The organism is Arenibacter algicola, from assembly GCF_018860365.1.
GTDB lineage: Bacteria > Bacteroidota > Bacteroidia > Flavobacteriales > Flavobacteriaceae > Arenibacter > Arenibacter algicola_B.
In genome coordinates, this window is sequence record NZ_JAHKPO010000024.1 from 479,836 (window position 1) to 504,378 (window position 24,543).

General features: G+C 38.7%; 26 protein-coding genes. 12 read left to right on the plus strand and 14 right to left on the minus strand.

The window, feature by feature from the left end; genetic code table 11:
• Positions 1 to 211 precede the first annotated feature (211 nt).
• The 4 genes from KO529_RS20635 to KO529_RS20645 all read right to left on the minus strand — a co-directional run bounded on the left by KO529_RS20635 (position 212) and on the right by KO529_RS20645 (position 4,096).
• The gene (locus KO529_RS20635) at positions 212 to 2,236 is read right to left on the minus strand and encodes a helix-turn-helix domain-containing protein (protein WP_215949734.1); all 2,025 of its coding nucleotides are present in this window, start codon (positions 2,234 to 2,236) and stop codon (positions 212 to 214) included.
• Positions 2,237 to 2,514: 278 nt separating this feature from the next.
• A complete protein-coding gene (locus tag KO529_RS20640; protein ID WP_215949735.1) occupies positions 2,515 to 3,090 on the minus strand; it encodes a peroxiredoxin-like family protein in 576 nt (191 codons plus the stop codon).
• Between the two features lie 83 nt (positions 3,091 to 3,173).
• Positions 3,174 to 3,296 (minus strand): hypothetical protein, encoded by a 123-nt coding sequence (locus tag KO529_RS23630; RefSeq protein WP_289847777.1) that lies wholly within the window; start codon positions 3,294 to 3,296, stop codon positions 3,174 to 3,176.
• A 17-nt stretch (positions 3,297 to 3,313) separates the two neighbouring features.
• Entirely contained in the window at positions 3,314 to 4,096 is a 783-nt protein-coding gene (locus KO529_RS20645; protein ID WP_215949736.1) for an RNA polymerase sigma factor, read from the minus strand.
• Positions 4,097 to 4,500: 404 nt separating this feature from the next.
• Between KO529_RS20645 and KO529_RS20650 the strand changes: the two genes are divergently transcribed.
• The 5 genes from KO529_RS20650 (at position 4,501) to KO529_RS20670 (ending at position 7,973) form a co-directional block, all read left to right on the plus strand.
• Positions 4,501 to 4,980 (plus strand): Hsp20/alpha crystallin family protein, encoded by a 480-nt coding sequence (locus tag KO529_RS20650; protein ID WP_215949737.1) that lies wholly within the window; start codon positions 4,501 to 4,503, stop codon positions 4,978 to 4,980.
• A gap of 79 nt (positions 4,981 to 5,059) precedes the next feature.
• Positions 5,060 to 5,494 carry an Hsp20/alpha crystallin family protein gene (locus tag KO529_RS20655; RefSeq protein WP_215949738.1) on the plus strand — a complete coding sequence of 145 codons (435 nt, stop codon included), beginning with the start codon at positions 5,060 to 5,062 and terminating at the stop codon, positions 5,492 to 5,494.
• Positions 5,495 to 6,067: 573 nt separating this feature from the next.
• Positions 6,068 to 6,301, plus strand: coding sequence for a hypothetical protein (locus KO529_RS20660; protein ID WP_215949739.1), 234 nt, complete (start codon positions 6,068 to 6,070; stop codon positions 6,299 to 6,301).
• Between the two features lie 50 nt (positions 6,302 to 6,351).
• Complete coding sequence (locus KO529_RS20665) at positions 6,352 to 7,134, plus strand: patatin-like phospholipase family protein (protein WP_215949740.1); 783 nt, start codon at positions 6,352 to 6,354, stop codon at positions 7,132 to 7,134.
• A gap of 332 nt (positions 7,135 to 7,466) precedes the next feature.
• Positions 7,467 to 7,973 carry a hypothetical protein gene (locus KO529_RS20670; RefSeq protein ID WP_215949741.1) on the plus strand — a complete coding sequence of 169 codons (507 nt, stop codon included), beginning with the start codon at positions 7,467 to 7,469 and terminating at the stop codon, positions 7,971 to 7,973.
• A 92-nt stretch (positions 7,974 to 8,065) separates the two neighbouring features.
• On the opposite strand, the gene KO529_RS20675 is transcribed toward KO529_RS20670, so the two are convergent.
• Positions 8,066 to 9,019 carry a L,D-transpeptidase gene (locus KO529_RS20675; protein ID WP_215949742.1) on the minus strand — a complete coding sequence of 318 codons (954 nt, stop codon included), beginning with the start codon at positions 9,017 to 9,019 and terminating at the stop codon, positions 8,066 to 8,068.
• Between the two features lie 156 nt (positions 9,020 to 9,175).
• Here KO529_RS20675 and KO529_RS20680 point away from each other — a divergent pair, with 156 nt between their 5' ends.
• The 3 genes from KO529_RS20680 to KO529_RS20690 are packed head-to-tail and all read left to right on the plus strand — an operon-like array spanning position 9,176 to position 11,736.
• Complete coding sequence (locus KO529_RS20680; RefSeq protein WP_215949743.1) at positions 9,176 to 9,958, plus strand: MlaE family ABC transporter permease; 783 nt, start codon at positions 9,176 to 9,178, stop codon at positions 9,956 to 9,958.
• A 1-nt stretch (position 9,959) separates the two neighbouring features.
• Complete coding sequence (locus KO529_RS20685) at positions 9,960 to 10,742, plus strand: ABC transporter ATP-binding protein (protein ID WP_215949744.1); 783 nt, start codon at positions 9,960 to 9,962, stop codon at positions 10,740 to 10,742.
• A 4-nt stretch (positions 10,743 to 10,746) separates the two neighbouring features.
• Positions 10,747 to 11,736, plus strand: coding sequence for an MlaD family protein (locus KO529_RS20690; protein ID WP_215949745.1), 990 nt, complete (start codon positions 10,747 to 10,749; stop codon positions 11,734 to 11,736).
• A gap of 54 nt (positions 11,737 to 11,790) precedes the next feature.
• Here the strand turns inward: KO529_RS20690 and KO529_RS20695 are convergent, their stop codons facing one another.
• The 3 genes from KO529_RS20695 to KO529_RS20705 are packed head-to-tail and all read right to left on the minus strand — an operon-like array spanning position 11,791 to position 14,180.
• Positions 11,791 to 13,008: a metallophosphoesterase gene (locus KO529_RS20695; RefSeq protein WP_215949746.1), complete on the minus strand. Its 1,218-nt coding sequence runs from the start codon at positions 13,006 to 13,008 to the stop codon at positions 11,791 to 11,793.
• Positions 13,009 to 13,022: 14 nt separating this feature from the next.
• The gene (locus KO529_RS20700; RefSeq protein ID WP_215949747.1) at positions 13,023 to 13,619 is read right to left on the minus strand and encodes a CDP-alcohol phosphatidyltransferase family protein; all 597 of its coding nucleotides are present in this window, start codon (positions 13,617 to 13,619) and stop codon (positions 13,023 to 13,025) included.
• A gap of 51 nt (positions 13,620 to 13,670) precedes the next feature.
• Positions 13,671 to 14,180 carry a hypothetical protein gene (locus tag KO529_RS20705; protein ID WP_215949748.1) on the minus strand — a complete coding sequence of 170 codons (510 nt, stop codon included), beginning with the start codon at positions 14,178 to 14,180 and terminating at the stop codon, positions 13,671 to 13,673.
• 343 nt (positions 14,181 to 14,523) lie between these two features.
• Between KO529_RS20705 and KO529_RS20710 the strand changes: the two genes are divergently transcribed.
• Together KO529_RS20710 and KO529_RS20715 are read left to right on the plus strand one after the other, a co-directional pair.
• Complete coding sequence (locus tag KO529_RS20710) at positions 14,524 to 15,390, plus strand: OmpA/MotB family protein (RefSeq protein ID WP_215949749.1); 867 nt, start codon at positions 14,524 to 14,526, stop codon at positions 15,388 to 15,390.
• Positions 15,391 to 15,894: 504 nt separating this feature from the next.
• Positions 15,895 to 16,287: a DUF302 domain-containing protein gene (locus KO529_RS20715; protein ID WP_215949750.1), complete on the plus strand. Its 393-nt coding sequence runs from the start codon at positions 15,895 to 15,897 to the stop codon at positions 16,285 to 16,287.
• A 3-nt stretch (positions 16,288 to 16,290) separates the two neighbouring features.
• On the opposite strand, the gene KO529_RS20720 is transcribed toward KO529_RS20715, so the two are convergent.
• The 5 genes from KO529_RS20720 to KO529_RS20740 form a co-directional block, all read right to left on the minus strand.
• Positions 16,291 to 16,746, minus strand: coding sequence for a DinB family protein (locus KO529_RS20720; RefSeq protein ID WP_215949751.1), 456 nt, complete (start codon positions 16,744 to 16,746; stop codon positions 16,291 to 16,293).
• Positions 16,747 to 16,920: 174 nt separating this feature from the next.
• Positions 16,921 to 17,373 (minus strand): DUF2267 domain-containing protein, encoded by a 453-nt coding sequence (locus KO529_RS20725; RefSeq protein ID WP_215949752.1) that lies wholly within the window; start codon positions 17,371 to 17,373, stop codon positions 16,921 to 16,923.
• A 177-nt stretch (positions 17,374 to 17,550) separates the two neighbouring features.
• Positions 17,551 to 18,249, minus strand: a complete 699-nt coding sequence (gene deoD, locus KO529_RS20730; RefSeq protein WP_215949753.1) for a purine-nucleoside phosphorylase — start codon at positions 18,247 to 18,249, stop codon at positions 17,551 to 17,553.
• Positions 18,250 to 18,300: 51 nt separating this feature from the next.
• Positions 18,301 to 18,948, minus strand: coding sequence for a deoxyribose-phosphate aldolase (gene deoC, locus KO529_RS20735; protein ID WP_215949754.1), 648 nt, complete (start codon positions 18,946 to 18,948; stop codon positions 18,301 to 18,303).
• 284 nt (positions 18,949 to 19,232) lie between these two features.
• Positions 19,233 to 19,502 (minus strand): hypothetical protein, encoded by a 270-nt coding sequence (locus KO529_RS20740; RefSeq protein ID WP_215949755.1) that lies wholly within the window; start codon positions 19,500 to 19,502, stop codon positions 19,233 to 19,235.
• 246 nt (positions 19,503 to 19,748) lie between these two features.
• On the opposite strand from KO529_RS20740, the gene KO529_RS20745 reads away from it, so the two are divergent.
• Positions 19,749 to 20,591 carry a universal stress protein gene (locus tag KO529_RS20745; RefSeq protein WP_215949756.1) on the plus strand — a complete coding sequence of 281 codons (843 nt, stop codon included), beginning with the start codon at positions 19,749 to 19,751 and terminating at the stop codon, positions 20,589 to 20,591.
• 219 nt (positions 20,592 to 20,810) lie between these two features.
• Positions 20,811 to 21,524, plus strand: coding sequence for an SDR family oxidoreductase (locus KO529_RS20750; RefSeq protein ID WP_215949757.1), 714 nt, complete (start codon positions 20,811 to 20,813; stop codon positions 21,522 to 21,524).
• A gap of 2 nt (positions 21,525 to 21,526) precedes the next feature.
• Here KO529_RS20750 and KO529_RS20755 read toward each other — a convergent pair whose 3' ends face one another.
• Positions 21,527 to 24,277 carry a PD-(D/E)XK nuclease family protein gene (locus KO529_RS20755; RefSeq protein ID WP_215949758.1) on the minus strand — a complete coding sequence of 917 codons (2,751 nt, stop codon included), beginning with the start codon at positions 24,275 to 24,277 and terminating at the stop codon, positions 21,527 to 21,529.
• Positions 24,278 to 24,543: the final 266 nt, after the last annotated feature.

The window sequence follows — 24,543 nt, forward strand, 5'->3', positions numbered from 1 at the left end:
TAAGAAGACTGTGCAGAGAGGGGTTTCACTATTACTGCATATGGAGGGAATATTTCCGTGCAACGGACTATTTATCCTATACCTCAAAATTGATGTTATCAAAGATGGGTATAAACGTAAAGTGCTGCTTAACAGCTATGATGCAAACTTGTTAAATTTTTGGTCAGGCCTTTAAATTATGGTGCGCAACCTTTAAAAAATGTTGAAAAGCTTAGTTGGAGCTATAAATTTCTGAAGAAGTTTTTACAGGTATCCCTATACTTGAAAATCCAACTTTATCATAAAGACTTATATAACGTGGATCGTTTCTTAGCGGGGCAAGAAGTGGCTCCTCCCTTAACCAGGTCATTTCTACCTCATGCCTCTCGTACGACCTTTGTAGCCATTCAAAGGTCTTCTCATAATTTTTTTGAGTACTATAAAATAGTGCCATAAACCATGCCGGACTACCGGAAGAGCGATTTTCATACTTGCTTTCCAACTCCACCAAATATTTAGAAGCATCTACAGTATCACCATCCATTTGGGCATATACGGCATTCAGCCACATCAAAATTGGTGGATAATCCGGAAATTGGGTCAGTAATTTATGAAGTTGTTTTTTTGATTTTTGATATTCCTCTAGATAGTAATTAAGTTTAGCGGACTCCCTTAGATAAAACCAATTATCACTGTGCAGAGAATAGGTATTGTTCAAGAGTTCCAATGCTTCTTCATTTTTTCCAAGAAAAAACAAGGCTTCGGCCTTGAAGAAGAAAAGAAAGCCACTTGATGAATCGGTCAAAATAACTTCATTCATTGCATTGAGGGCATTTTGATACCTTCCTGTTTTTATAGCATAATCTGCATTTATAGAGGGTGTATTGTCTATGAAGGAATCCTTCAAAATTCGTTGGTAATATTTCTCTACCTCTTCAAAACGCCAATCGTAAAAAAAATACCCGCTGTATAATTCTTCCTCCACTTCCTTATTGGTCGGATCTAGTTTAAACGCTTTCTCCAGTAATTCTTTCGCATTTCTCCAAGCTACTCGTTCATCATATATACCCCAGACCAATCCTCCGAAGCTCCATACCATAGCCTGGCCTCTATAGGCATCCACAAAATTCGGGTCTATAGCGATAGCCTTTTCATATAAGGCAATAGCATTGGAGTACGATAGTTCATTGGCCTTATTCTTTTGAAACTCGGCTTGAAGGTAAAAGGAGTAGGCCTGTTTACTTTTTGTGGGCACTTTTTGAATATTATTAAGCTCATTGTCGGCAATAACAGCATTCATATTGGCGGCAATACCTTCTACCACTTGGGTCTGCATTTTAAAAATTTCGTCACTTCTCCATTCCCTTACGTATTCTTCCGACCATAAGTGGTCGTTGGTACGACTGTCTATCATTTGCAGGTTTATTTTGATTTGGTCACCTGAAATCTGAAGATTGCCCTGCAAGAGGTTTGTCACCCCCAATTCTGTTGCAATTTCTTGGGTAGACCTATTTGTTTCCTTGTATTTTATAGTAGATGTAAAGGGAATAACTTTATCAATAGAATTAATTTTGGTGAGTCTAGAGATAACGGCATCTGTCATTCCATCACTAATATATTCCAGATTTGGATCTCCCGTCCAATTTTTAAGGGGCAGTACAGCAATGGATTTTTCTGCAATTAAGTTTTCCATGCCTTTGGTTTCTACATTTTTCTTTAAAGTAGTACTATAAAGAAATAAGGCCGCTGCTACTATTGCTATTAACAATACAGACAAGACTAATGGTTTTTTATAGCTTCCTTTTTGTTTTTTTGATAGGTCCACGGCGGAGAGCAACCCTTGGCCTGTTGCGGTATTGGATGGTTCTTTACTCTCAACGCCATCACTGGCCTCTCTAGATTTTACCTCCCCTGGGGTATACCCGTAAAACTTATGGAAAGAAGTGCTGAAGTAGGTGGCACTGCTGAAACCCACCCGATAAGCTACTTCTGAGGCTGTAACATTTTCCTCCCTTAGCAGCTCCAAAGCCCTCTTCAATCTATATTCCCTGATAAATTGGCTTGTAGAGACCCCTACTATTTTGTGCAGTTTTCGATGTAGACTGGAACGGCTCATTCCTACCGCTTGGGCAAGACAATCCACCCCAAATTGATCGTTGTTTAGGTGCGCCTCAATTTCTTTGGTAAGTTGCTCGACTAGAGAACCCCCCATTGATTTTGCGTGAAATCCTTTGTCCAAATTCTTGTCCGAACTCATCTACTAATCCAATTTCTTAAAGGGGAGTAGCACAAGTTACGCAATTTAAAAAATAGTTGACCCTTAACTATCAGACAATTAACTAGTTCTTTTAAACCAAAGATTAACATAATTAGCCTATAGTTGTTGACTTAAGGAAGTTTGGAACCACGAAATTAATTCACCATTAACAATATCCGATAAATCCTGATCACTGCAATTGTCTGTGATCTGCGCTTAAATTTATCCTTTCAATTATAGGAATTTAAATGGCAATGAAACTGTTTGCCCCTATAGCGTTAAGCTTTCTTCTCCATCCCTTCCAATACATTGATTATTTCCAAAGGACCCATCCTTTCGGTATAATTTGCCTCAACATGTGCTGCTTCAATGATCTGGTTGGTATTGATTATGAAAGTAGCTGGAACTGGTAAGGTTTTTAAACCCCCACCATTTAAAAGGGTTAAATCGCGACGTTGGTGATAATCCTCCCCTGGATCGAACTGAAGGTTATACGCTTTTATCACTTCCTGATTCGCATCACTGAGCACTTCAAATTCAAGTTCATTTTTTTGCGTGGCCGTTAAAGCATCATCGGGTTTTTGAGGACTTATAGCAATTAAAGTGGCACCTAAAGACTTTATTTCTGGCAAGTGATTCTGAATTTCCCGAAGATCCAAATTACAAATTGGGCACCATTCGCCACGATAGAATTTTATGATTACAATACCTGATTTTAAGGCATCGGATAGTGTTATTTTTTTTCCTAAAGCGTTAAGTAACGTAAAATCAGGAGCTATATCCCCTTTAGAAAGCCCTTTTGCCTGAGAGGCATTGGCTATAACCAACTTTTGGAAATCTTGTAATTCACCCATAATATATTGTTTGAAGTGCAAACTAATAAAAAGTATGAACAGCCTACAACTATAAATAGTAATTTACCAATAATTTGGGAAGGCTACTGATAACCATAGATATCCTCTAGCTCCTGTTTTTCACCATTATCATCCAAAATAGTTAGATCATATCGTATTTGAATTGGGGTATTTAGAGGGGCATGGTAATAAATAATCCAAAGCATCCAGCAACATTTCCTATTTAGGATTGCACGTTCTTTGATGGATATCTACCCTTTAAACTGGTACGGATATGTTTTCGTGTCCTGACCAAATATGATTCTACCTCTTCAACGGGAATACCCTTAATCTTCGAAATTTCCTGAACCGAAAACCGTTGGTTTACCGCCAGATCGTATATAGATTTCATTGGTGCCGGCAAACGGTGAAGTACCATATCAATATGTTCGTGCATTTTGCCTCCACCCAGTTCCTCATTGAGTTTTTCGATCCATTTATCTTCGGGGTCTTCGATAAAAACATCTGCCAATTGGTAGTCATATTTCGGATAAGACGGGTCATCAAACTCCTCCAACAAAGTCCGTTCGCCTTCGCTGTCCACACTGTAATCCTCTTGCATTATAATCCATTCTATTTTTGAAAATTTTTCAATATTATCAAGGAAGCGCGTATTGTATTCCTCCTCGACTATGGTTTCTTGCAACAGTTCGTCCGCTTTTTGAAAAAGCCAGAACGGTAGATCTTTTTCATCCTCTATTTCGGAGATTCGCTCAAATGCCAGAAGGTAGAGTGCATTGACAAATTCCTCTACTTTGTACCTTCCTGTTGGAATATGGCCATTCCTTACCGAAGTACCAAGGCGGTTCGCAATATAGCCTTCCACATCCGGTAGTATGGTCTGCACCAACTTGTTGAACGCTTCTCGATCTTCATCCTCTTTCAAACGTATCAGTTCCTTAAAGTATAAGGCCGCAAATCCATGTAGGCCCCTATGCGAACTTTGTGTATCATCTATATTTTCCATGACATCAGAGCTTTATTTTTTACCAATATTCAGAAAGTTGTCTTGGGTAATACGTCATTATCCAAAAGGGATTTAGATAATGGATAACCAAATTCCGATATTCAAATTCTGTTCCAAAACGATATCTTTAGTATCGCTCATTTAAACTTCCAATCGTTATAGCAAAAGCAATATATTCCAATGGCACAAACACCTTAAATAACAGGCTTTTAATGCTTTAGGCGTTAAAAAATGTCATTAAGAATGTCATTTTGACATTTTAAAACTGACGCCGAATGGGTTTTTCAACATGATTTTCTTAAAAAGATTTTAAAATTTTGCTGTTTCTTTTTTAAGTAAAGGATTTGGCATTTTTATTGTTCGATAAAAAGTGAAAATATTGTTTAATTTAAATCTTTATTATTATGAGCACTTTAGCAAAAGTTTCTAACAATGGGGGTTTGACAAAAACAAGTCCCCACAGGAAATCGAATCTCCCAATGTGGTCTTTGTTCGATGATATTTTTGATAGGGAATGGCCATCGGTATTTTCTCAAAACTTCAACACCGGCATGAGCCTTCCGATGGTAAACATAAAAGAGACCGCTGATGACTATTTCGTCGAAATGGCTGTTCCGGGGCTCAAAAAAACCGATTTTAACATTGTCCTTGACAATCAGGTACTCTCCATTTCTACTGAAACAGAGGAACAAAATGATCTGAAAGAGGAAAATTACACTCGCAGGGAGTTTGGTTACGCTTCGTTCAAGAGAAGTTTTACGCTGCCTGAAACCGTTGATGAGGGTAAGATCAAGGCCAAATATAATGAGGGGATTTTAAGCATTCATCTTCCAAAAAAGGAAGAGGCAAGACAAAAGCCAGCCAGAAGTATAAATATTTCCTGAATTATGAATTAGAGGTAAGGTGGGCCGAAGATTCGGCCCCTTTTCCTTACTTACTGTTGAACCTAAAAGATTGGTGAATATGAAGATATTTGGCAAAGAATTGGGCAAGGCAATCAAGTTTCCTCCATTCTTGGACAATTTTGTGGACAAGCTATTGCCGCACCGTAAAAAAGATGACGAAGAACTGGTAACGATACCCTCTACAAACATAAGTGACGACAACGTTGCTTTTGAGCTTTCCGTGGCGTTGCCTGGATTAGAAAAAAAAGACGTGCGTATCGAAGTAGTCGATGATTATCTGACCATAACGGCGCAGTTAGAACATACTAGTAAGGAAGAAGGCAGAAACTGGGTACGTCAAGAATTCGTTCATAATTCTTTTTATAGGGCGTTCAGACTTCCAAATAATGTAGATCCCGAACAATTGGAAGCAAAAATGAAAAACGGCCTATTGAGCCTAAAAATCGGAAAGAAAAAAGGTCGTCGGCCCCAGAGGATCATTAGTGTGAATTAAAAAAAGATTGGTCGCCGAAATGTGTAATCCAAAAAACAAGAAATATCGACCAAGCTAGATCCGATGCATAGTTTTGGGAAGCCCTAAAAGAATTATTTGGAAGAGGTACAGTTTCAAAAAAAAGAATAAACCAAGAAACACAACAAAATATAAGGTTTGCGAGCGACGAGCCGATAAGCTATGCTGCGGAAGTACCCATGCCAACATGCCAAAAGAACTTTACCAATAGCCGCTAAAACAAGGCCAAGTCGCATATAGAAAAGACCATTTTCATGTCCAAGACCTTAAGATTTTTTAAAGCGCCACCACTTGTTCGCCCATATTAGTCTTTAATATCAGGAAAAATGATCTGGATAGCGTTATACCTACTAATTAGAGAATTACCGAAGAAGCTGAGATGGCCTTGGAAAATGCAAAATTGCAGCAGGCGAGGTAATTGCTTCAGACCTCAGCAGTGAAATAGTATCAGTAGCTTATAAAATTTCTGTCTAAAGCAAAATAAATTGTGGGAAAGCGGCCCAATATGCAGTCACCTTCCCAATTAGAACCTTAACCTTTAAAAACAATATGATCATGATAATTAAAAAATTTAAACCTGGAGATTGGGTAAAGATTAAGGGGGATAATAATGCCCAAAAAATGGAGATTGTAAGATATGTATCCAAAAAAGATCCGTTGACGGGTACCATCAACAACAACACTTTTGTGGAATGCGTCTACTATAGAAACGGGGAACGATTTACACGCACCCTTCATCAGAACCGGTTGTTGAAGTTGATCGAATCTGGAGGTATTTACCAATCTTAGCCAATGTTGTATGGCCAAAAACTGACTTTGATTGAATTGATTATAGAAAAATGAAATTGCAGGAACTAAAAGGAAAGACAATAGGCCTAGTGTTATCGGGGGGAGGGCTTAAGGGAATGGCGCACATAGGAATCATCAAGGCCCTTAACGAACGGGACATTTACCCCGATATCATGTCAGGGGTAAGTGCAGGCGCCATAGTCGGGGCATTGTACGCCAATGGAACAAATCCGATGAACATGTTGGACTTCTTTAAAGAAACTCCGCTGTTCAAATACAATTTATTTAGCATTAACAAACCTGGATTGTTCGATACCGAAAAATATTACCTCTTTTTTTCGAAATACTTTGATAAGGATACTTTCGATGTATTGGAAAAAGAGCTGTTCGTTACTGCCACCGACCTGCAATCGGGGGTTCCGAAGGTGTTCAGTTCTGGTGAACTGATACGGCCATTGTTGGCCTCTGCAGCACTGCCCCCAGTCTTCAATCCAGTAACCATCGATGGCCGTCTCTATGCCGATGGCGGGATAATGAATAATTTTCCTTTGGAGCCGCTAGCAAACAAGGTCGATTATATCATTGGCTGCTACACCTCCGGAATGCAAGAAATCGCAAAGTCGGTTCTAAAAAGTCCTCTTCAGTTGGCCAACCGCATCAACAGGCTTATGCTACATGCGAACAGTAGGGAAAAGCTATGTGCCACGGACATCCTTTTCCGACCAAAGGATCTCGAATATATCAAAGTCTTGGACAAAAAGGGAATCGATAAAGCCTATATGATCGGATACGACCATGCCTCTAGGTACCTAGATAGTCTCTTAGATTTATAACTGGCCTTAGGTCTTCATGAGAAATAATAGCATTGTATTTAATTGAAGTGTCCCCCTATATTGATTTACTTGAAACAAAAAAAGAAGCATGCTGCGAACAAAATAACGATTGTAAACATTTTCAAGAATACCTAGGCAATCTTAAGGGTCATTTTTAGTGTTTGCCCATTTATTTTTAAGATGGTATGATCAGGGATTTTTATAAAATCACCACGGCCCAACAACTAGTATTTTTAACATTTTTTAACCTGACAACCCCTGATTTTCAAATGTTTTGGCAAAAATTTTGTGGAATTTCAGATGAATTATTGTGTAACTAAAAATTGTTTAACATGAAAAAAATAGTGATTCTTTCAATGGCGGCAATTTTGAACTTAAGTTGCAACGCCCAAGAAAACAAAAAAGAAAACAACCTTCAAAAGGACAAGGACAGTATAACCCAAGTGGAACCGCCCAAGGGAACTTGGAAGGTAGATAAGGAATTCGATGAAAACGGAAACCTTATTCGGTACGATTCAATTTATTCTTGGTCGTCTACTGATAATCTGGACGAATTGGTCCAAAGGAATCCGGATAGTCTCCTGCGGTCTTTCAGGTCCAAATTTTACAGGAATTTTTCGCATATAGACAATCAGCGTTTCGGGGACCTTTTCTCCGACGACTCCCTTTTTACCAAACGGTTCTTTGACGACGATTTCTTTGACAGCGATTTCGGGGAAGATTTTATGGATATAGACAGGATCCGGAAAAGAATGGAAACGATGCAGCAAAGGTTTTTGGAAAGGTATCAGTCAGAATTTGAGAATCTTGAAAACGAACCAACACAAGAGAGAAGCTGATAACATAATCCCAAAAGGGATTATATTTTTTCTCCATAAGTTCGTTTTTTACTCTTCGGGAAGGGATATTTTTTCCTATTAGATTGTGCAGTCTATTGATAGTTATAGATGTCCTTTAATTCCTGTACTTCCCCATTATCATCCAAAATAGTTAGATCATATCGTATTTGAATTGGGGTATTTAGAGGGGCATGGTAATAAATAATCCATGCATCTGCTTCCGCAACACCTATACAACCGTTGGAATAGGCCTTGCCCAAGCTCACTGGATTGGTGGTAGGATGTATCATTTGCCCATTTCGAATACCATTTATTTCCGTTTCTATCCATGGAATAACAGGCATTATGGTTGTTTTTTTGTCATCCCTTTTGGTGACATAAAATCGCTTGCCGGTCACGGGATTATAAAAACTAGGGTTCCTTTCCACCCTTACAATCTTGCCTTTTCCGGTTTTCGTCCTTAAATCCGTAACGCGATCCCCCATAGCCAAATATCTTTTTCTATGTTGTCCCACCCTTATGGGGAAGGTATATAACAACAGGGAATCTTGATAAATCCGAAGCTTAAACTCCGGAATGTTTACGTCTATCCAAGTATGTTCCATATCCCTTATAAGCCTCTGTCCCTCAGTAGCATCCGGAATCAACAAGGAATCATGAGCCTTAAGAACAATCATTTTACTCTGGTCATAAACAAAGGAATCCTTTGCCATTTGCCTGTAATAGTCCGTATTCGCCAAGGTATCCATTATCCATGGATTGGCACTCACCAAGACATGCTCGGATAAAGCATAGGGTACTAGGGAATCGTACTTCTTGGCCAAGGCATCCATAAACTTAAAATAATTGGCCACCGTAATATCCTTATCTACATATGCCTGTAGGGGTTTGGCTTTCTTAGGAATATTATTTTGGGGCACTACCTTTTGCTGATCAGAGCTAGGTTTTTCAGGGGATGGGCTTTCTGCGGAAATAGGTCGGTTAACATTACATGAAACTATCAAAAGAACTAATACATGGAGAAAGGTAATATTGGCTTTAATCATATTGGTAAAATCTGGTGTTATTTTAATCAAAACTAAGACGGTTCCGTGGATTATAAAATGACAATGGTCACACCCCTGTATATGACATTCCTCATTTTAAGGCCTTTTCTTTCATGCTATCTTTGATGAAATAGACCCTTACAAAGGGATTTGGGTATGGGTAACACAGCTACATCATTTAAAGGGGTAAAACAATTTTTCACAGAGATAGGGGATCTCTCCTATTTTGCTTCCCGATTTTTTAAGGAGGTCTTAAAACCTCCTTTCGAGTTTAAGGAACTATTGCGCCAATGCTATCAAATGGGAAACAGATCCCTGATGTTGGTGACGGTAACGGGCTTTATCATTGGCCTGGTGCTTACCTTGCAATCTAGACCCACCCTCATTCAATTTGGAGCAGTTTCCTGGATGCCGAATATGGTAGGGATTTCCATAGTAAGGGAAATAGGACCCGTTATTACGGCCCTTATCTGTGCGGGCCGAATTGCATCGGGGATAGGGGCCGAATTAGGTTCCATGCGGGTTACCGAACAAATTGATGCTATGGAAGTCTCGGGGACCAATCCCTTTAAGTATTTAGTAATAACAAGGATAATGGCCACCACTTTAATGCTCCCCATTTTAGTAATATACGGGGATTTGGTCGCCCTTTATGGATCGGCACTGGTAGAGAATTTAAAAGGAGACGTTTCCTTTCAACTCTACTTTAATACGGTTTTCGATGCTTTGTCCTTTAGTGACCTGGTACCGGCCACCATAAAATCGTTCTTTTTTGGATTTTCAATAGGATTGGTAGGCTGTTATAAGGGTTATTATTCCAAGAAGGGAACTGCAGGCGTAGGTGTAGCAGCCAATACCGCTGTAGTAATGGCATCCTTACTTTTGTTTGTGGTAGATTTTATAGCGGTATTTATTTCCGACATTTTTTATGAGCTTTAATATGACAGACCCTGACCAAATAACAACTTCAAATGAATCTGCCCAACGTGGAAAGGCCGTTATAGAGATTAAAGACCTTTATAAAAGTTTTGGGGACAATCACGTCCTGAACGGTTTTAATATGACCCTACTGGAAGGAGAAAACCTAGTGGTCATGGGGAAATCGGGCTCCGGGAAATCGGTAATGATCAAATGCCTTGTTGGCCTGGTAAAACCTGACAGCGGAACGGTTAAAGTTCTGGGCCAGGAAATAAACGCCTTGGACCAGGAAACCTTGGACGAATTGCGTTCGGATATCGGATTTCTTTTTCAGGGAAGTGCCCTATACGATTCCATGACGGTACGTGAAAATTTGGAATTTCCCATGCGTAGGCATAAAGAAAAATTGGGAGTGGTTGCGGATACCGAACCGCTGGTGCGCGAAGCCCTTGAAAATGTTGGATTGGCCCATACCATGGATCTAATGCCAGTAGAATTATCCGGGGGTATGAAGAGAAGGGTAGCCCTGGCACGTACCCTGATACTAAAACCAAAGGTAATCCTCTATGACGAGCCTACCAGTGGCTTGGATCCAATTACCTCCAAGGAGATTATAGAACTTATGCGTTCCATACAAAAGAAATATGGTACTTCTTCACTGATCATTACCCATGACGTGGATTGTGCCCGGGTAATTTCGGAACGAATGATACTCTTGGTAGATGGTATTAATTACGCCGAAGGTACCTATTCACAATTATCACAATCTACCGATCCAAAAGTGGATGCGTTTTTTAAAAAATAAGAACATGGCAAAGACAACATTAGAAAATTTGAAACTCGGAATATTCGTGGTCCTCGGTACGGCACTACTCGTCGTTGCAGCCTATTTAATTGGGAACAGACAGAATATGTTTGGTAAAACCATTCCTATAAGTGCCCTTTTTAAGGATGCCAACGGACTTCAGAATGGAAATAATGTGCGCTTTTCCGGTATAAATGTAGGTACGGTGAACAAAATTGAGATGATCAACGATACCACCATTCGCGTACATATGATCATAGAGGAAAAAATGCAAAATCATATTAAAAAAGATGCCGTAGCTACCATTGGTTCCGATGGACTTGTGGGCAGTATGCTCATCAATATTGTACCGGGGCAAGGAAAGACAACCCATATTGCACCTGGGGACGAATTACAATCCTTTAGCCGGGTGGCTACCCAAGATATGCTAAACACCCTTAACCAAACCAATGAAAATGCCGCATTGTTGACCCAAGACCTGCTAAAGGTAACCAGATCCTTAACCCAGGGCAAAGGCACCTTTGGTAGGTTGCTGAACGATTCCCTTATGGCCAAGGAACTGCACCAAACCATTACCAATCTGAAACATACCAGTAATGAAGCCAATATAATGATCGCAGAGATAAACCAGATTGTAAAGCAGTTGGATTTTGATAATAGTACTGCAGGTGTACTCTTGAAGGACTCTATTACCGGAGATAAAATGAAAAATGTTATTTCGCATCTGGAAAATTCCAGCCTGGAGATCGAAAAAATGTCCATGAACTTAAATTCGGTCATCGGGGATATTAAAACAGGAAAAGGGGCCATTAACTATTTGGCCACAGACACCGTATTGGTAGGGCAATTGGAAACCAGTATGGAAAACGTTACGGAAGGAATCAAAAATTTCAACGAGGTTACGGAAGCCTTAAAGCATAACTTTCTTACCCGCCGTTATTTCAAAAAGAAGGAAAAAGAGGAAAAAAAAGAGCTGGAAAAAATTGAGAAATAAGCACCTTGAATACTGCTTTACTTAGACGCATTTACATGTAAAATAACGGTTCCACTATTCATTTTCAAGCTCTATCAAGGTAATTTCCGGACGCATGCCCAATCGGCCAGGAAATCCCATCCACCCCAATCCTCGACTTACATATAGAAATTGAGGGCCCAAGCTATATAATCCAGCCCAATGTTTGTATTTGTATTTTATGGGACTCCATTCTATATTTTTAATGTTGATCCCCGCCTGCATACCATGGGTATGCCCGGAGAGCGTAAGGGCTATATTAGTCTTTTCCACCACCTCTTCGCTCCAATGCGAAGGGTCATGGGACAATAAAATTTTGAACCCAATGCCATCCACTTCCTGTAGGGCTTTTTGCAGGTCCCCATATTGCTTAAAAGGCGGATTCCCCCAGTTTTCCACTCCCACAATTGCAATTTTATCCCCGTTGTTTTCAATACATTCGGCTTCATTTAGTAAAAGCTTAAAACCAATTTGGGCATGAAAATCCTTTATATCGGCAAAATTGCGCCTTCTCTCTTCTTCCGATTCCCATTTACTGTAATCCCCATAATCATGATTCCCAAGCACGGAATATTTGCCCTTTTTGGCGGTCAGCTCCTTTAAAATTTTCTCCCAACCATTCAATTCCCATGCATAGTTGTTTACCAAATCGCCTGTAAAAAAAATAAAATCAGGTTTTAAACTATTTATGGTTTTAATGGCGCGGTCCAGTATATGATAGCGATAATTGAAACTGCCCAGGTGAAGATCGGATATTTGAACTATCCGCAATCCGTTAAAGTTTTGCGGTAGCAAATTAGATTTTACAACCACCTGATGTACCTTAAATCTGTATACGGCCCTGAATACGGCATACACAATAACGAAGAATGGCAAAAACCCAAAAAAAACACCTACTAAAGGAATGATCAATAAGGATTTCTCCCCTGTGATCAAAAAATTTGAGAAATAGAGTATGGAAATTACAACTACAAAGATCAGCTTGGGAATAAAGGAGGAAACGGTCAATCCATATAAGGATGAAATAAGCAGTTGTTTTCTATATGGTGATATACTTTCCAATCTAATTTTCAACACCAATATAGAAATAATGAGCCCAATGGTAAAAAACCAAAAGGCGATATAAATAATATTCTTAATATTGGAAGTAGCAATAGGCTCCATGATAGATTTAAGCCAGTAGAACGCCAAAGTATCGATCAATAAAATGGCCAAACATAAAAGGACTATTGCAAAAAAAGTGTAGGATCGCATTAATAGGGGTTTTGCTATTGATTATTGTTATTCACAAGCCTTCTTTTATCTTTCAACGCCCAGAAATAACCTTTTACATCCTCTACCCAGTCATCATACATAAAGATAAGCGTAATTTCCTCAACAGTTTCCAACACCCCCAAAACAATCATGGTATAAAACAACCAATATACAGGCCCAAAGAACAACAGCCATAAAATAAATATTCCCTGGGTAATGGCAGATAACTTGGCCAAATAGGTATGAAAGGCGGTGGCTTTACCATATTTGGCAAAGGCAATGGACATCTGAATCAGGTAAGGTACAAATGCAATAATTATAAGAAGAAGATTCTCCTTAATGAAAGTGATTTCAAAAAAGATCAAACCAATCAATCCCATAATAAGGGTTACTTGATCTCCCAGAGAATCCAACTGTGATCCCCTGGCACTGGAAATCTTTAATCTTCTTGCCAAGAACCCATCTATGGCATCGGTACTGTAACTTATAAGCAACATCCAACTAAACCATTCCCGTTCACCAACCCAAATTAGACCGAGCAATAGCGGTACGGCCAAAATTCGATAAAAGGAAAACCAGTCGGCAATATTGAAGTTTTTAAAATTATACATAACTATTCATCAGTATTATATATCCTATGATCAGAAACTGTATTGCAAGATTTACAACTTTAGTAACGGGTTTAATTTTTTAATAATTTCACCTACGTACATGGGAGTTTGGTCCAAAATAGATTCTCCAGTCAATGCATCCACTCCTTCCATTTTGTAGGAACCCTCGCCCGAAGTGGTCAGGACAACCATCTTGTCCCTATATTCGATGGTTCTGTCCATAAACGATTGAACCGCTGAGGGTGGTTTCCACTTCTCCCAAGTGTGGATTACCAATAGGGCATCGTAATTATTCGGATTTACACCCACTAATGCGGAAACATCTATTACCTTGATATATACCGGCTCCGTTTTATAGTAATCCACAATGGCGGTAGTAATTGTATTTTTAAATTCACTTCCCTGTGTGGCCAAAAGCAATCTGGAATTTTCCCCGGGAGAATTTAGCTCGTATTCCTGAACATGGTCCATAGCGTATTCATTTTGATACCAAAACATAAACACCAAGAAGACCACGGCAGCCGATAAAAACACAAGAAGTATCTTTCTAAATTTTTTCATAGAATTACATCTTTAATTTACTGCCCTTAAGAAGGAAAAGTACAAGCAACTCGGGTCTTAATCCCTCTTGAATAGCGTTGTGGGCAGCACCCACTAATTCCTGCTTAGGATTATAAAGCTATACCTTAACACTGCACCACCCTATGACCATTGTCAGTTATACACACAACGCAATTAATATAAGTTTAATAATAGATAAATCCAGTTCAGTGAACCAATGTGAAGAAAGAATACCAATATCCAAAAACCTAAAGGCCAATGCCCTACATGATATTTATCATTTGATACCGATTGAATTGTAACTTTCTTTATGGGACAACTATTATTCAATAATCTTATGAATATGAAAACACTATTTCTTTACGTATTGGCACTAACACTTTTTACTTCCTGTGTAAGCCAAAAAAAATATACTGCTATGCAAGACCGGGCAGTAAATTGTGAAAATGAATTAAATACCAGCAAGAACGAAATTAATTTGTTGGAAGTTGGATTGGCCAATGAGAAAAACAGATCCAAATCCTTGGAGCAACAAATGGAATACTTTAAAAGTACCAACACAGACCTGTTGGCCCGCCTTTCCGATCTTTCCGTTGTAAGCAAATCGGGAGCCGAAAGTATTAAGAAATCTTTGGAAGCCCTAAACGAACAGAATAAATACATAAAAGACCTTACAAGTAGTATGCAGCGAAAAGACTCCATTAATTTAGTATTGGTCATGAACTTAAAAAGGTCCTTGGACAATTTTGAGGATGAGGACATAAATATTGAGGTGAAAAAAGGAGTGGTCTATGTCTCTATTTCAGACAAGATGCTTTTCCGTTCCGGGAGTTATAACATAAGTAGCAGGGCAGAGGAAGTTATCGGCAAAATTGCCAAGATCATCAATGACCATAAGGAATTGGATATTTTAGTTGAGGGCCATACAGACAATGTTCCCATTTCTACCGAATGCATGACCGACAATTGGGATTTAAGTGTAAAAAGGGCAACGTCGATTGTACGATTAATGCAAACTAAATTTGCTGTTCAACCTATAAGAATGACGGCTGGGGGACGTTCCGAATACCTGCCAAAAACTACCAATGCAACAGCGGAAGGTAGAGCCGTTAATCGCAGGACGGAAATCATTATTTTACCCAAACTAGATCAATTCTTTGAATTGCTGGAACCCCCAACCACAAATGTAGAGGGACAGGGAAAAGGATAATAGTCATAGAAGGATTCAGGACATTAAGCATTCCTGTTTCCTTTATTCAAAAATCAAGAAAAAAAACACTCAACTGATCTATGTCATTTCGTATCCAATATGATAACCATATATTAGTTTTATTAAAAAGCAATCGTTCTTTGAAAGAAATAAAAATAAAGTTTCTAAGCAGTAATGCCTTAGCGACCATAAACCGGTGCATAAGTAACTTCTTGAGCCTTATTACCCTACCCCCTTGTACAGCCCGTTACAATTGTAGCTTGCTGCTTGGGACTCGGATAAGTGCAAAAGTGCTACCCAAGCCCGGACATTAAGGATTGGGATATCTAGATATCCCAATCCTTTTTTTATATATAGTCTTTGTTATAATAGGCCTTCTTTGCATTTTTTACGGCATAGACCGATTTAAATGGATTAAAAAAATAATACATTAATTACTATATTCAAGTCAGTAGATTTTAGTTGACTGATTTTATTTTCTAAAAACACATTAATAATTTTATTATGGAATACTATTTTAATAAAACAATCGGAAATATACCCTTCGACCAGGCCATTGAAAAAACTAAATTGGCCTTACAGGAAGAGGGTTTTGGGGTGCTGACGGAAATAGATATGAAAGATACACTGAAGAAAAAATTGGACGTAGATTTCTATAATTATACCGTTCTGGGTGCCTGCAACGCCCCTTTTGCACATAAAGCCTTACAGGCCGAAGATAAAATTGGCACCATGTTGCCCTGTAATGTAATTGTAATGGAAAAGGAACCTGGGCTTGTAGAAATTGCAGCAGTAAACCCCATGGCCTCCATGCAGGCAGTAATTAACTTGGATTTAATGAATATTGCGGATGAAGTGGGCGTGAAACTAAAAAGGGTGGTAGACAAGATCCATTAATCACTAAGAACCATATTTCTTAATGATGACCATTTGACCGGAATGGTGTATAGTGTGGGATACAATTCTCCCAAAGGCCTCCGCCTTTGTCTTGGTACCAAATTCTTTGGTGGTAACTGTGGTCTCCCAATCTTCCTCTTGTTGTTTTTCCAATACCGATCTAAGCATTTGGAAAGAATATTCCACATATTCCGATAATTCGGTCAGATTGGACCACTCCCCTGTATCCTTTTGGGCAATGACCGTTTTTGCAATGACCTTGGCTTCTTGTGCACCAAATACGTTCTTGGCAAAAAGCAATTCAACATCCCCAATATGCCTTATAAGAAAACCGATACTGTTAGGTGCTGGCAATAATCTTTTGCTTAGATCCTCCTGTGTTATATTGGACAATTGGTTGGAAAACCGGGTCCTGGCTTCTTCCCATAATTCAATAAACAATTGTGTTTTTGATTTCATGAAATATCAAATTAAATAAAAATATTAAGGAATATGGGTAGGTTATCATAGTCCACCTATGACTAAATTCCCCCATACTTTTTTAACCTCTTGAATATCTTTTCAACATAAAGGATACTATATAAATACTGGCATAAATAAAAAGTGCTAGGTATAAAGTCATGGTATTGGTATTTAGAATATTAAATTATTAAAGATCATCCCTTTTAGATTTTTTGGAAGGCTATCCCGGATATCGGACATTTCTCCCTGGGATACATATTTTCGTAAATAAAGAAATGTGGTATTTACATATTCTTCGGCCACTTCATCACTGTATTCAAAATCGTTTATTGCTGTAGGCCCATCAAATTGTCTGACCAAATCCAAAAATTCGGTCATATTTTTAATTTTGGGCTTTACCTTTTTGACGGTCCATCCATTAACATAAACGGCCTTGAGAAACATGGGCATCTGGGCAATAAATTGCAACGATTCCTCCACCGGAATAATTTCCCTCAACGCATGAAGTACGGAAGTTAAAATACGACCGGCTTTGTCGGTATCATTTCCCATATCCATTTGCTTAGTGTAATCCTTTAGGAAGGTATGCCCCTCCGTAGCGTACTGATTAAAATTAAGTGCCATGATTTCCTGTTTTTGGGATATACACAAAAATGGTCTTATCTTTTCAATTGTAAAATGACCTGGGTCATTTGTGCTATAATAGTGGATTAAATAATTTGATTTTGTCCAAAAACAACTTCCTTATAGGCTTGGTTTTTTCTGTTGTTTAAAAGTGAAAAAAAAAATGCTATCCCCGCCTTAAGCAATATTTAGGGCTATATCTATCATATCCTGAAAAGTAGTCTCCCGTTCAATGGAATTGGATTTTTGGCCAGTCACCAAAGAATCCGAAATGGTTAATATTGCTAGGGCCTTAACATTAAACTTGGCAGCTATGGTATATAATCCGGCCGCCTCCATTTCTACACAAAGGACCCCAAATTTTGCCCACAATTTGTAGGAATCGGGATCGTCCTCATAAAATTCATCCGAAGAAAGTACATTCCCTGCCTTAATGGCCATTCCCTTTTCCTTGGCATAAAGTGCAGCTTTAAGAAGCAGGTCAAAATCTGCCGTTGGTGCATAGTCGGCATTGATAAATCTGGAATTATTGATCCCAGAGGTGGTGGAAGCTGCCATAGCCAGAACAATATCGCGTAATTTCACCTCTTTTTGATAAGAGCCTGCGGTACCCACTCGGATTAGATTTTTCACCCCATAATCATTTATTAACTCTTGATAGTAGATGAGTGCCGAAGGAATGCCCATACCACTTCCCTGAACCGATATCCGTTTGCCCTTAAAGGTGCCGGTATATCCCAACATACCACGAACTTGGTTATAACAGACGGGATTTTCAAGAAATGTATTTGCTATCCATTTGGCCCTTAAGGGATCTCCGGGCATTAGTACGGTTTCCGCTATTTCACCTTGCTTGGCCTCAATATGTGCGCTCATATTTAATTCAATTTCTTATTACTGTTCAAAAGTACTACAAGACTTAAACCTTCAGTTTTGGTTCGTAACTATGGGTACTCCAGAGGATGTACCTATTCTAGCCACCCCCAAATCAATATATTTTTGGGCCATAACCGCATCCTTAATTCCTCCTGATGCCTTTATTTTAATTTTGTTTCCAACTGCCTTCTTCATCAAAATCACATCTTCAAAGGATGCACCCCTGGAACCAAAACCAGTTGAAGTCTTTACAAAATCGGCCTTGGCACTTACCGCTAATTTACATGCCGTAATTATTTCTGCATCGGTTAAATAACAGGTTTCCAAAATAACCTTTAGTACATTATTGCCAACAACTTCCTTTACTTGCCTAATTTCTTCCTGAACAGCTAAATAATCCGCAGATCTTAACCACCCAATATTTAATACCATATCCAATTCATTGGCCCCCTGCTCCATATAATCCATTGCTTCATTCACCTTTGCCTTGGTGGACATGCTCCCTAAAGGAAATCCCACCACAGAGACCAACTTTACCTTCGAATCTTTAAGTAAATCCTTTGCAAGGGATATATAACATCCGTTAATACATATCCCATAGAAATTATAATTCAAGGCATCAGTACAAAGTTGTTCAATGTCCTTCTCGGTTGCCGTACGCTTTAATAAGGTTTGATCAATAAAATTTTCAAAGTGCATTTTTCAAATTAAAAGCTGTTGGTAATTAAGTGTTTCATAAGCAAACACATTTTACCAAAAGTAAACTTCTTAAATATGCTATTTTATGATAACGATCATCAATATAGCAGTTGGACAGAACTCTCCATTCATAGGAATTCTCCCAAACTTCATAAAACTGTTTCTAATGTTTAAATTTTCCGGAACAGAACTACAAAAATTATTGGGTTATCGGGACCAATACGAAGTGTGGCGGAAATAACAGCAACTTTAAAAAAATCCCTGAAAAAAAATTGAGAAAAGAATTAGGCAAAGGCGGTCTCAGTACTACCATCACCTTGCAAATTGGGACTTAATGTGGAAAGAAATTTAAAATGTCGTATTGGATATCCAATCCTCCAAAGCTCTTGTTTTACTTGTTCCAAACCTATTGGACTATAGTAAAGGAAAATGAGCCTTCCTGTGTCGACCTCGAGGTCTATTACCCTAATATCCATAATACGACTAAGGTTACGTAGAATCATCATCTTGTCATTATTAGGGATTAGGTTTCCAATTTTTGCTATAGCTTTCATGAAGGTTGGGTTTTTATAGGTTCCAATGAATTCCAAAATACAACTGAAAATTGTCTCTCAAAATGACACAGATCAGTTAACATGTATTTTAACTTTAGTTTTAATTAGGTCTTGCAGAAAAGGCATATTATCATCATTGACAAGGCCATTCAAAATACCCAAAAGGGGCCTGTACCATAGCTTATGACCAATATCATATTTATTATCGACAATAGCTTTTAGATTTAACCTTCAAATAAAGCTACAATGAAGACAATACTTTACGCCTCCGATCGCACCGAAAACTCCGCAGCGGCCCTGAAATATGCATATCAATTAAGTAATCAGTTAAAGGCTTCGCTGATGGTCCTTTATGTTCATGAGATGGATCACATTAGGGTTTCTGTTTCTCGGCCAGCGGCACAAATTGAATACCACGTAATTCAGGAGCAGACCGAAATTTTATCCAAATATTGCGAAAAGCATTTGGGCGTTACCGTAGATGGCAAAAAGATACAGGTCCAAGTAGTCCATAACGATTCGGTTTCCGATGCCATTTTGGAAAAATCCAGGGATTTGGGAACCGATATGATCATCATAGGGAGAAAGGACAAGCATACGGATCGCGGTCTTTTCGTGGGCAATATTGGCAAGGGCCTTCAGGAAAAAGTTCCGTGTCCTCTACTAATTGTTCCAAATAAGGTTACCGCCAAATCTATAAAAACTATTTTGTATGCTACAGATTTTGAGGAAGCGGATATTTTGGCTATTAAGAAATTGGTCCCAATGGCAAAGGCACTTGGCGCCAAAATACAGATAGTACATATATCCACTGAAAAAGAATATGCTGGAAAAGAACAGATGGAGTGGTTTAAGGATATGCTTCGGCAAGAGGTTGACGATACTGCCATAGGCTTCACCCTAATTTTCTCTGACGAAATCCAGGATAAACTTAAAACCCATGCCAAGACTATTGGAGCCGATTTATTGGTACTGCTGGAACGGGAGGAAAAGGGATTTTTTCAAAAAATATTCCATATAAGCTTGGTTGCAAAAATGGAGGAACATATCAGCATCCCCTTACTGAGTTATAACGAGCTAAATTTATAGTTTTTTCTAAAAAAGCCCTTCTGCATAAACAATTTAACTCTCATGTGGTTGCCTAGGGATATTAACGGGCACTTCTTTTTCATGGTTTCCCTGCCCCTACTTTAAATGAAAAAATAGGGGTTTATGGAATAGCCTTTATGCCCGAGTTTAAGAAAACAATAACGCTTTGTTTTTTATTTTCTGCCCTTATAATTATAATTTCACCTAAAACTAAACAGCATGAATAATCTAAAAAATAAAGTAGCCTATATTACAGGAGGCTCCAAGGGAATAGGATTTGGGATAGCGTCCAAATTATTGAAAGCGGGAATGAAAGTGGCCATAAGTAGCAGGCTTTTGGAGAATGCCGAAAAAGCCGCCAAAGAGCTTGGTCCGGAAGACATGGTACTTGCCATTGCCTCTGACGTATCAAAACTTGGCGACGAAAAAGCAGCGATTAAAAAGATTTTGGATAAGTGGGGAAAATTGGATGTGATGGTGGCCAATGCAGGAGTTGGACATTTTGCCCCCATAGATCAAATTTCCGACACTCTATGGCATGAGATGGTGAACACCAACCTAAACGGAGTATTTCACTCGCTAAAAGCTTCGGTAGAAGCCCTTAAGAAATCCAAAGGGTATTATATTACCGTGGCAAGTTTGGCCGGCACAAATTTCTTTGCCAATGGTGCGGGATATAATGCCACCAAATTCGGAGTAGTAGGTTTTACCCAAGCTGCCATGTTGGATCTAAGACCATATGATATTAAGGTCTCCACCATAATGCCAGGTTCCGTAGCCACTAATTTTAATGGACATGAACCTTCGCAAGAGGATGCATGGAAGATACAACCAGAAGATATTGGCGAGTTGGTTTTGGATCTTTTGAACATGAATCCAAGGACCTTGCCCAGCAAGATAGAGGTTAGACCAACGCGACCCGATAAAAAATAGGGCTATACCTCTTTTTCGGTAAACGGCACCTCCGGATTACCAATTTCAAATATTAAAGTTTTTATGGATTCCATAAAATGGGCAATAGTTTCTTGGGTAATGGAATTATCCTTGTTTCTACTGCCCTTTTTTTCCTTTGTGGCAAATTTGAGCAGACCCGAACTTAAATTTTTAAAAGAAATAATCCCAGCTTCAATAGTACCAATAGGTTTAATACTGTTGTACATTATGGCATAACACAACAATTGAAAGGCTTTGCTGTAGTTGTAATCCGCAATGGCATCTTCCCAGTCCACAATTTCAACTTGAGAACTGGTTACAGTTCCCGTTTTATAGTCGATAATTCTAATAACCCCATCCTTTTCATCGATCCGATCCAATTTTCCTTTTAGGGCTACAGGGAAATCCAGCCCTGGAACATGAATATCCATTCGTAGTTTTTCTTCTACCCCCAATATCCTTATTTGATGTTGCGCCACTTCTGCCAATTCCAGTTTTAGAAAATTTTCCACATACCTAACTACTACATTATATGCAATTAGGTTTTTACCTCTGGAAATATCGCCATCTGCGAAGCTTTTCGCAAAGTGGCCAATAACTAAGGGCCTTACTTTCTTTTTCATTTCCTGCAGCATGGACTCCTCCAAATAGGTGTTTAAATAAGGCTTATAGAGGTCTTCCAAGGTATCGTGTACAATGGTTCCAAAGGTATTGTTGGCAACAGTTTCCTCCACTTCCAAAATATCGTCTATTCCCAATAGATTACGTTTATAAAAATCTATGGGGTTTCTAATATAGTTGCTCAGGGAGGTAGGAGAAAATCCTTTGGCAGCATGCGTCTTGATCAAATCCATGAGGCTTTCATCCTTGGCTATGGTCTGTAAAACCTTAATAGAAGGAGTAATTTCAGGGGCCGCGATGATCTCAGTGATCTCTGCCAACTTATTTTCATCCGTAAGCAGTTGGGTCAGCAACCTACTCTTCTCCCCGCCTTCCAGAACATCTGGTTCGGTATTGTACACCAAGTAGATGTTTTTTGCCCGTTGCAATAAGCGATAAAAGTGATAGGTGTATACGGCATCCTTTTCCTTATAGGTAGGAAGTTTGTAATATTTTTTAAGATCGAAGGGGATAAAAGAATTATTGGACTTCCCGGAAGGGAGTATACCTTCGTTAACGGAAGTTAGAATTACAGTTTCAAAATCGAGCACCCTACTTTCCAACATTCCCATTATTTGCAAACCTTCCAAGGGTTCTCCCTGAAAATCCAGGGTTTCATTCCTTACAATCTCCAAATAAAGACTTTCCAAGGATTTTAGGTCATTGACAAATGAATATTGCTCCACCATGTCCTGAAGTTGATTGAAGAGGGAGTAAAACTTATACAAGTACTCCAATCCAAGGGAATCCTTGGACAGGGCAAACCTTTCCCTAAGAATTTGAATAATTTGATGGCATTTACTTAAAAAAACGGTTCCCGGGACCTCCTCCCGAAAAAAGAGTAAACTTAGCAAATCTTCGTTTCCTTCCCCTAGGGACCGTAAATTATCCGTAGTTATAAATGCCCAATTCTTTGTTCTAATAGCTTCACTTATCAGGTTAGCCTTATTTTGTTGGTTTTCAGTACACAAAATCTGAATGTAAGGATGAGATAAAAAGTCCAACACCTGCTGGAAATACCAACCCTGGGAATCCTTTTTTATATGCATGGAAAGATACTGCGAAAACAAACTGGCCAAAGGAGTACTCTTTAAAGGATATCCCATAGTGATGTTCACCGTGTCCAATTCAGAGGGGATAGAATTTAAAAGTGGGTTCAACAAGGTTTCATCACCTAGCACTATTGCCGTGTTCTTAAGAATGTTGTTGTCCTCTTTTTTAAGTTTCAATAAAAGGTTTCCTACGTACTTCGCCTGGGAAACATTTTTAGGTACGCCTATTATTTTGATATCCTTTTGGGATAAATAGTTGCTTTCCACACCCTTCAAAGTCTTCCCTTTAAGCCAGGGCCAAGTATTTAAATGTTGCCTTATAAAGTAACCGGCGTCATGTATGGGATCCTCCACAAAATAGCTGTCCCCATCCCAAAAAATATCCGCTTTGGTCTTGGCAAGTATTTCCTGAATAATGTAGGATTCCGCCGTATTTAATGCATTAAAGCCAAGGAATATGTGTGTCTTGTTTTTGTTATTGCTTAAATAGTCTTTCAACTGTTCACAGGCCGTACGATAAATTAAACCCTGATGGCCTAATTTTTGGGCTTTTAGCAAATCGTTGAAAGCGTTATAAAGTGGTTCAAGATTATTCCAGAATTTAATATAATTCGTTATTATTTCAGATTTTTCCTTCTGTAATGACCAATGATTTATTTCTTGGATATTGGCCAAATAGGAAAATATATCCTTGGTGTCTATAAGATATCTATCTATTTCATTAAAATCCTGTAATAAGGTCTGTCCCCATTTGGAAAAGGTGTAAAAGTTATCCTTTTCTCCATATTCCATGGACGAATACGCTTTATAAAGGGTAAAAAGCTGCTCCATATTGGAAGCCGTTTGCAGATTGGATATTTGTTCCACAAAGCCTTCAATACTGTAAATTTTTGGTGAAAAAATAGTCTTATCGGCCGTATTGGCCAAGGTTGTCCTTAAAATAGTTCCCGCCCTTTTACTGGGAAGTATTAAGATCAGGTCGTCTAAGGAGTCATAGGTACGTAATAAATCATCAACTACCTGTTGGAGAAAGCTTTTCAACTGATTATATTTTATTTTAAGTTTATAGGCAGACCACCTTCGGGTAGGCTGCTACAATTTGCATTAACCAACCAAACCTCTGAGTTGCCAACAGCTGTCCAGATTTTACTATGGCACCTTCAGCAATACAGTTGTCTGCAATTATGGGGTAATTTAATTATAAAAAATAGAACGAAGGCATGCACTCCGTTCTATCATTAAAAATATAATAATTTAAGGTTAGGGTATATATTTTAGAAATTCATCGGATCAAGAACAATTATTGT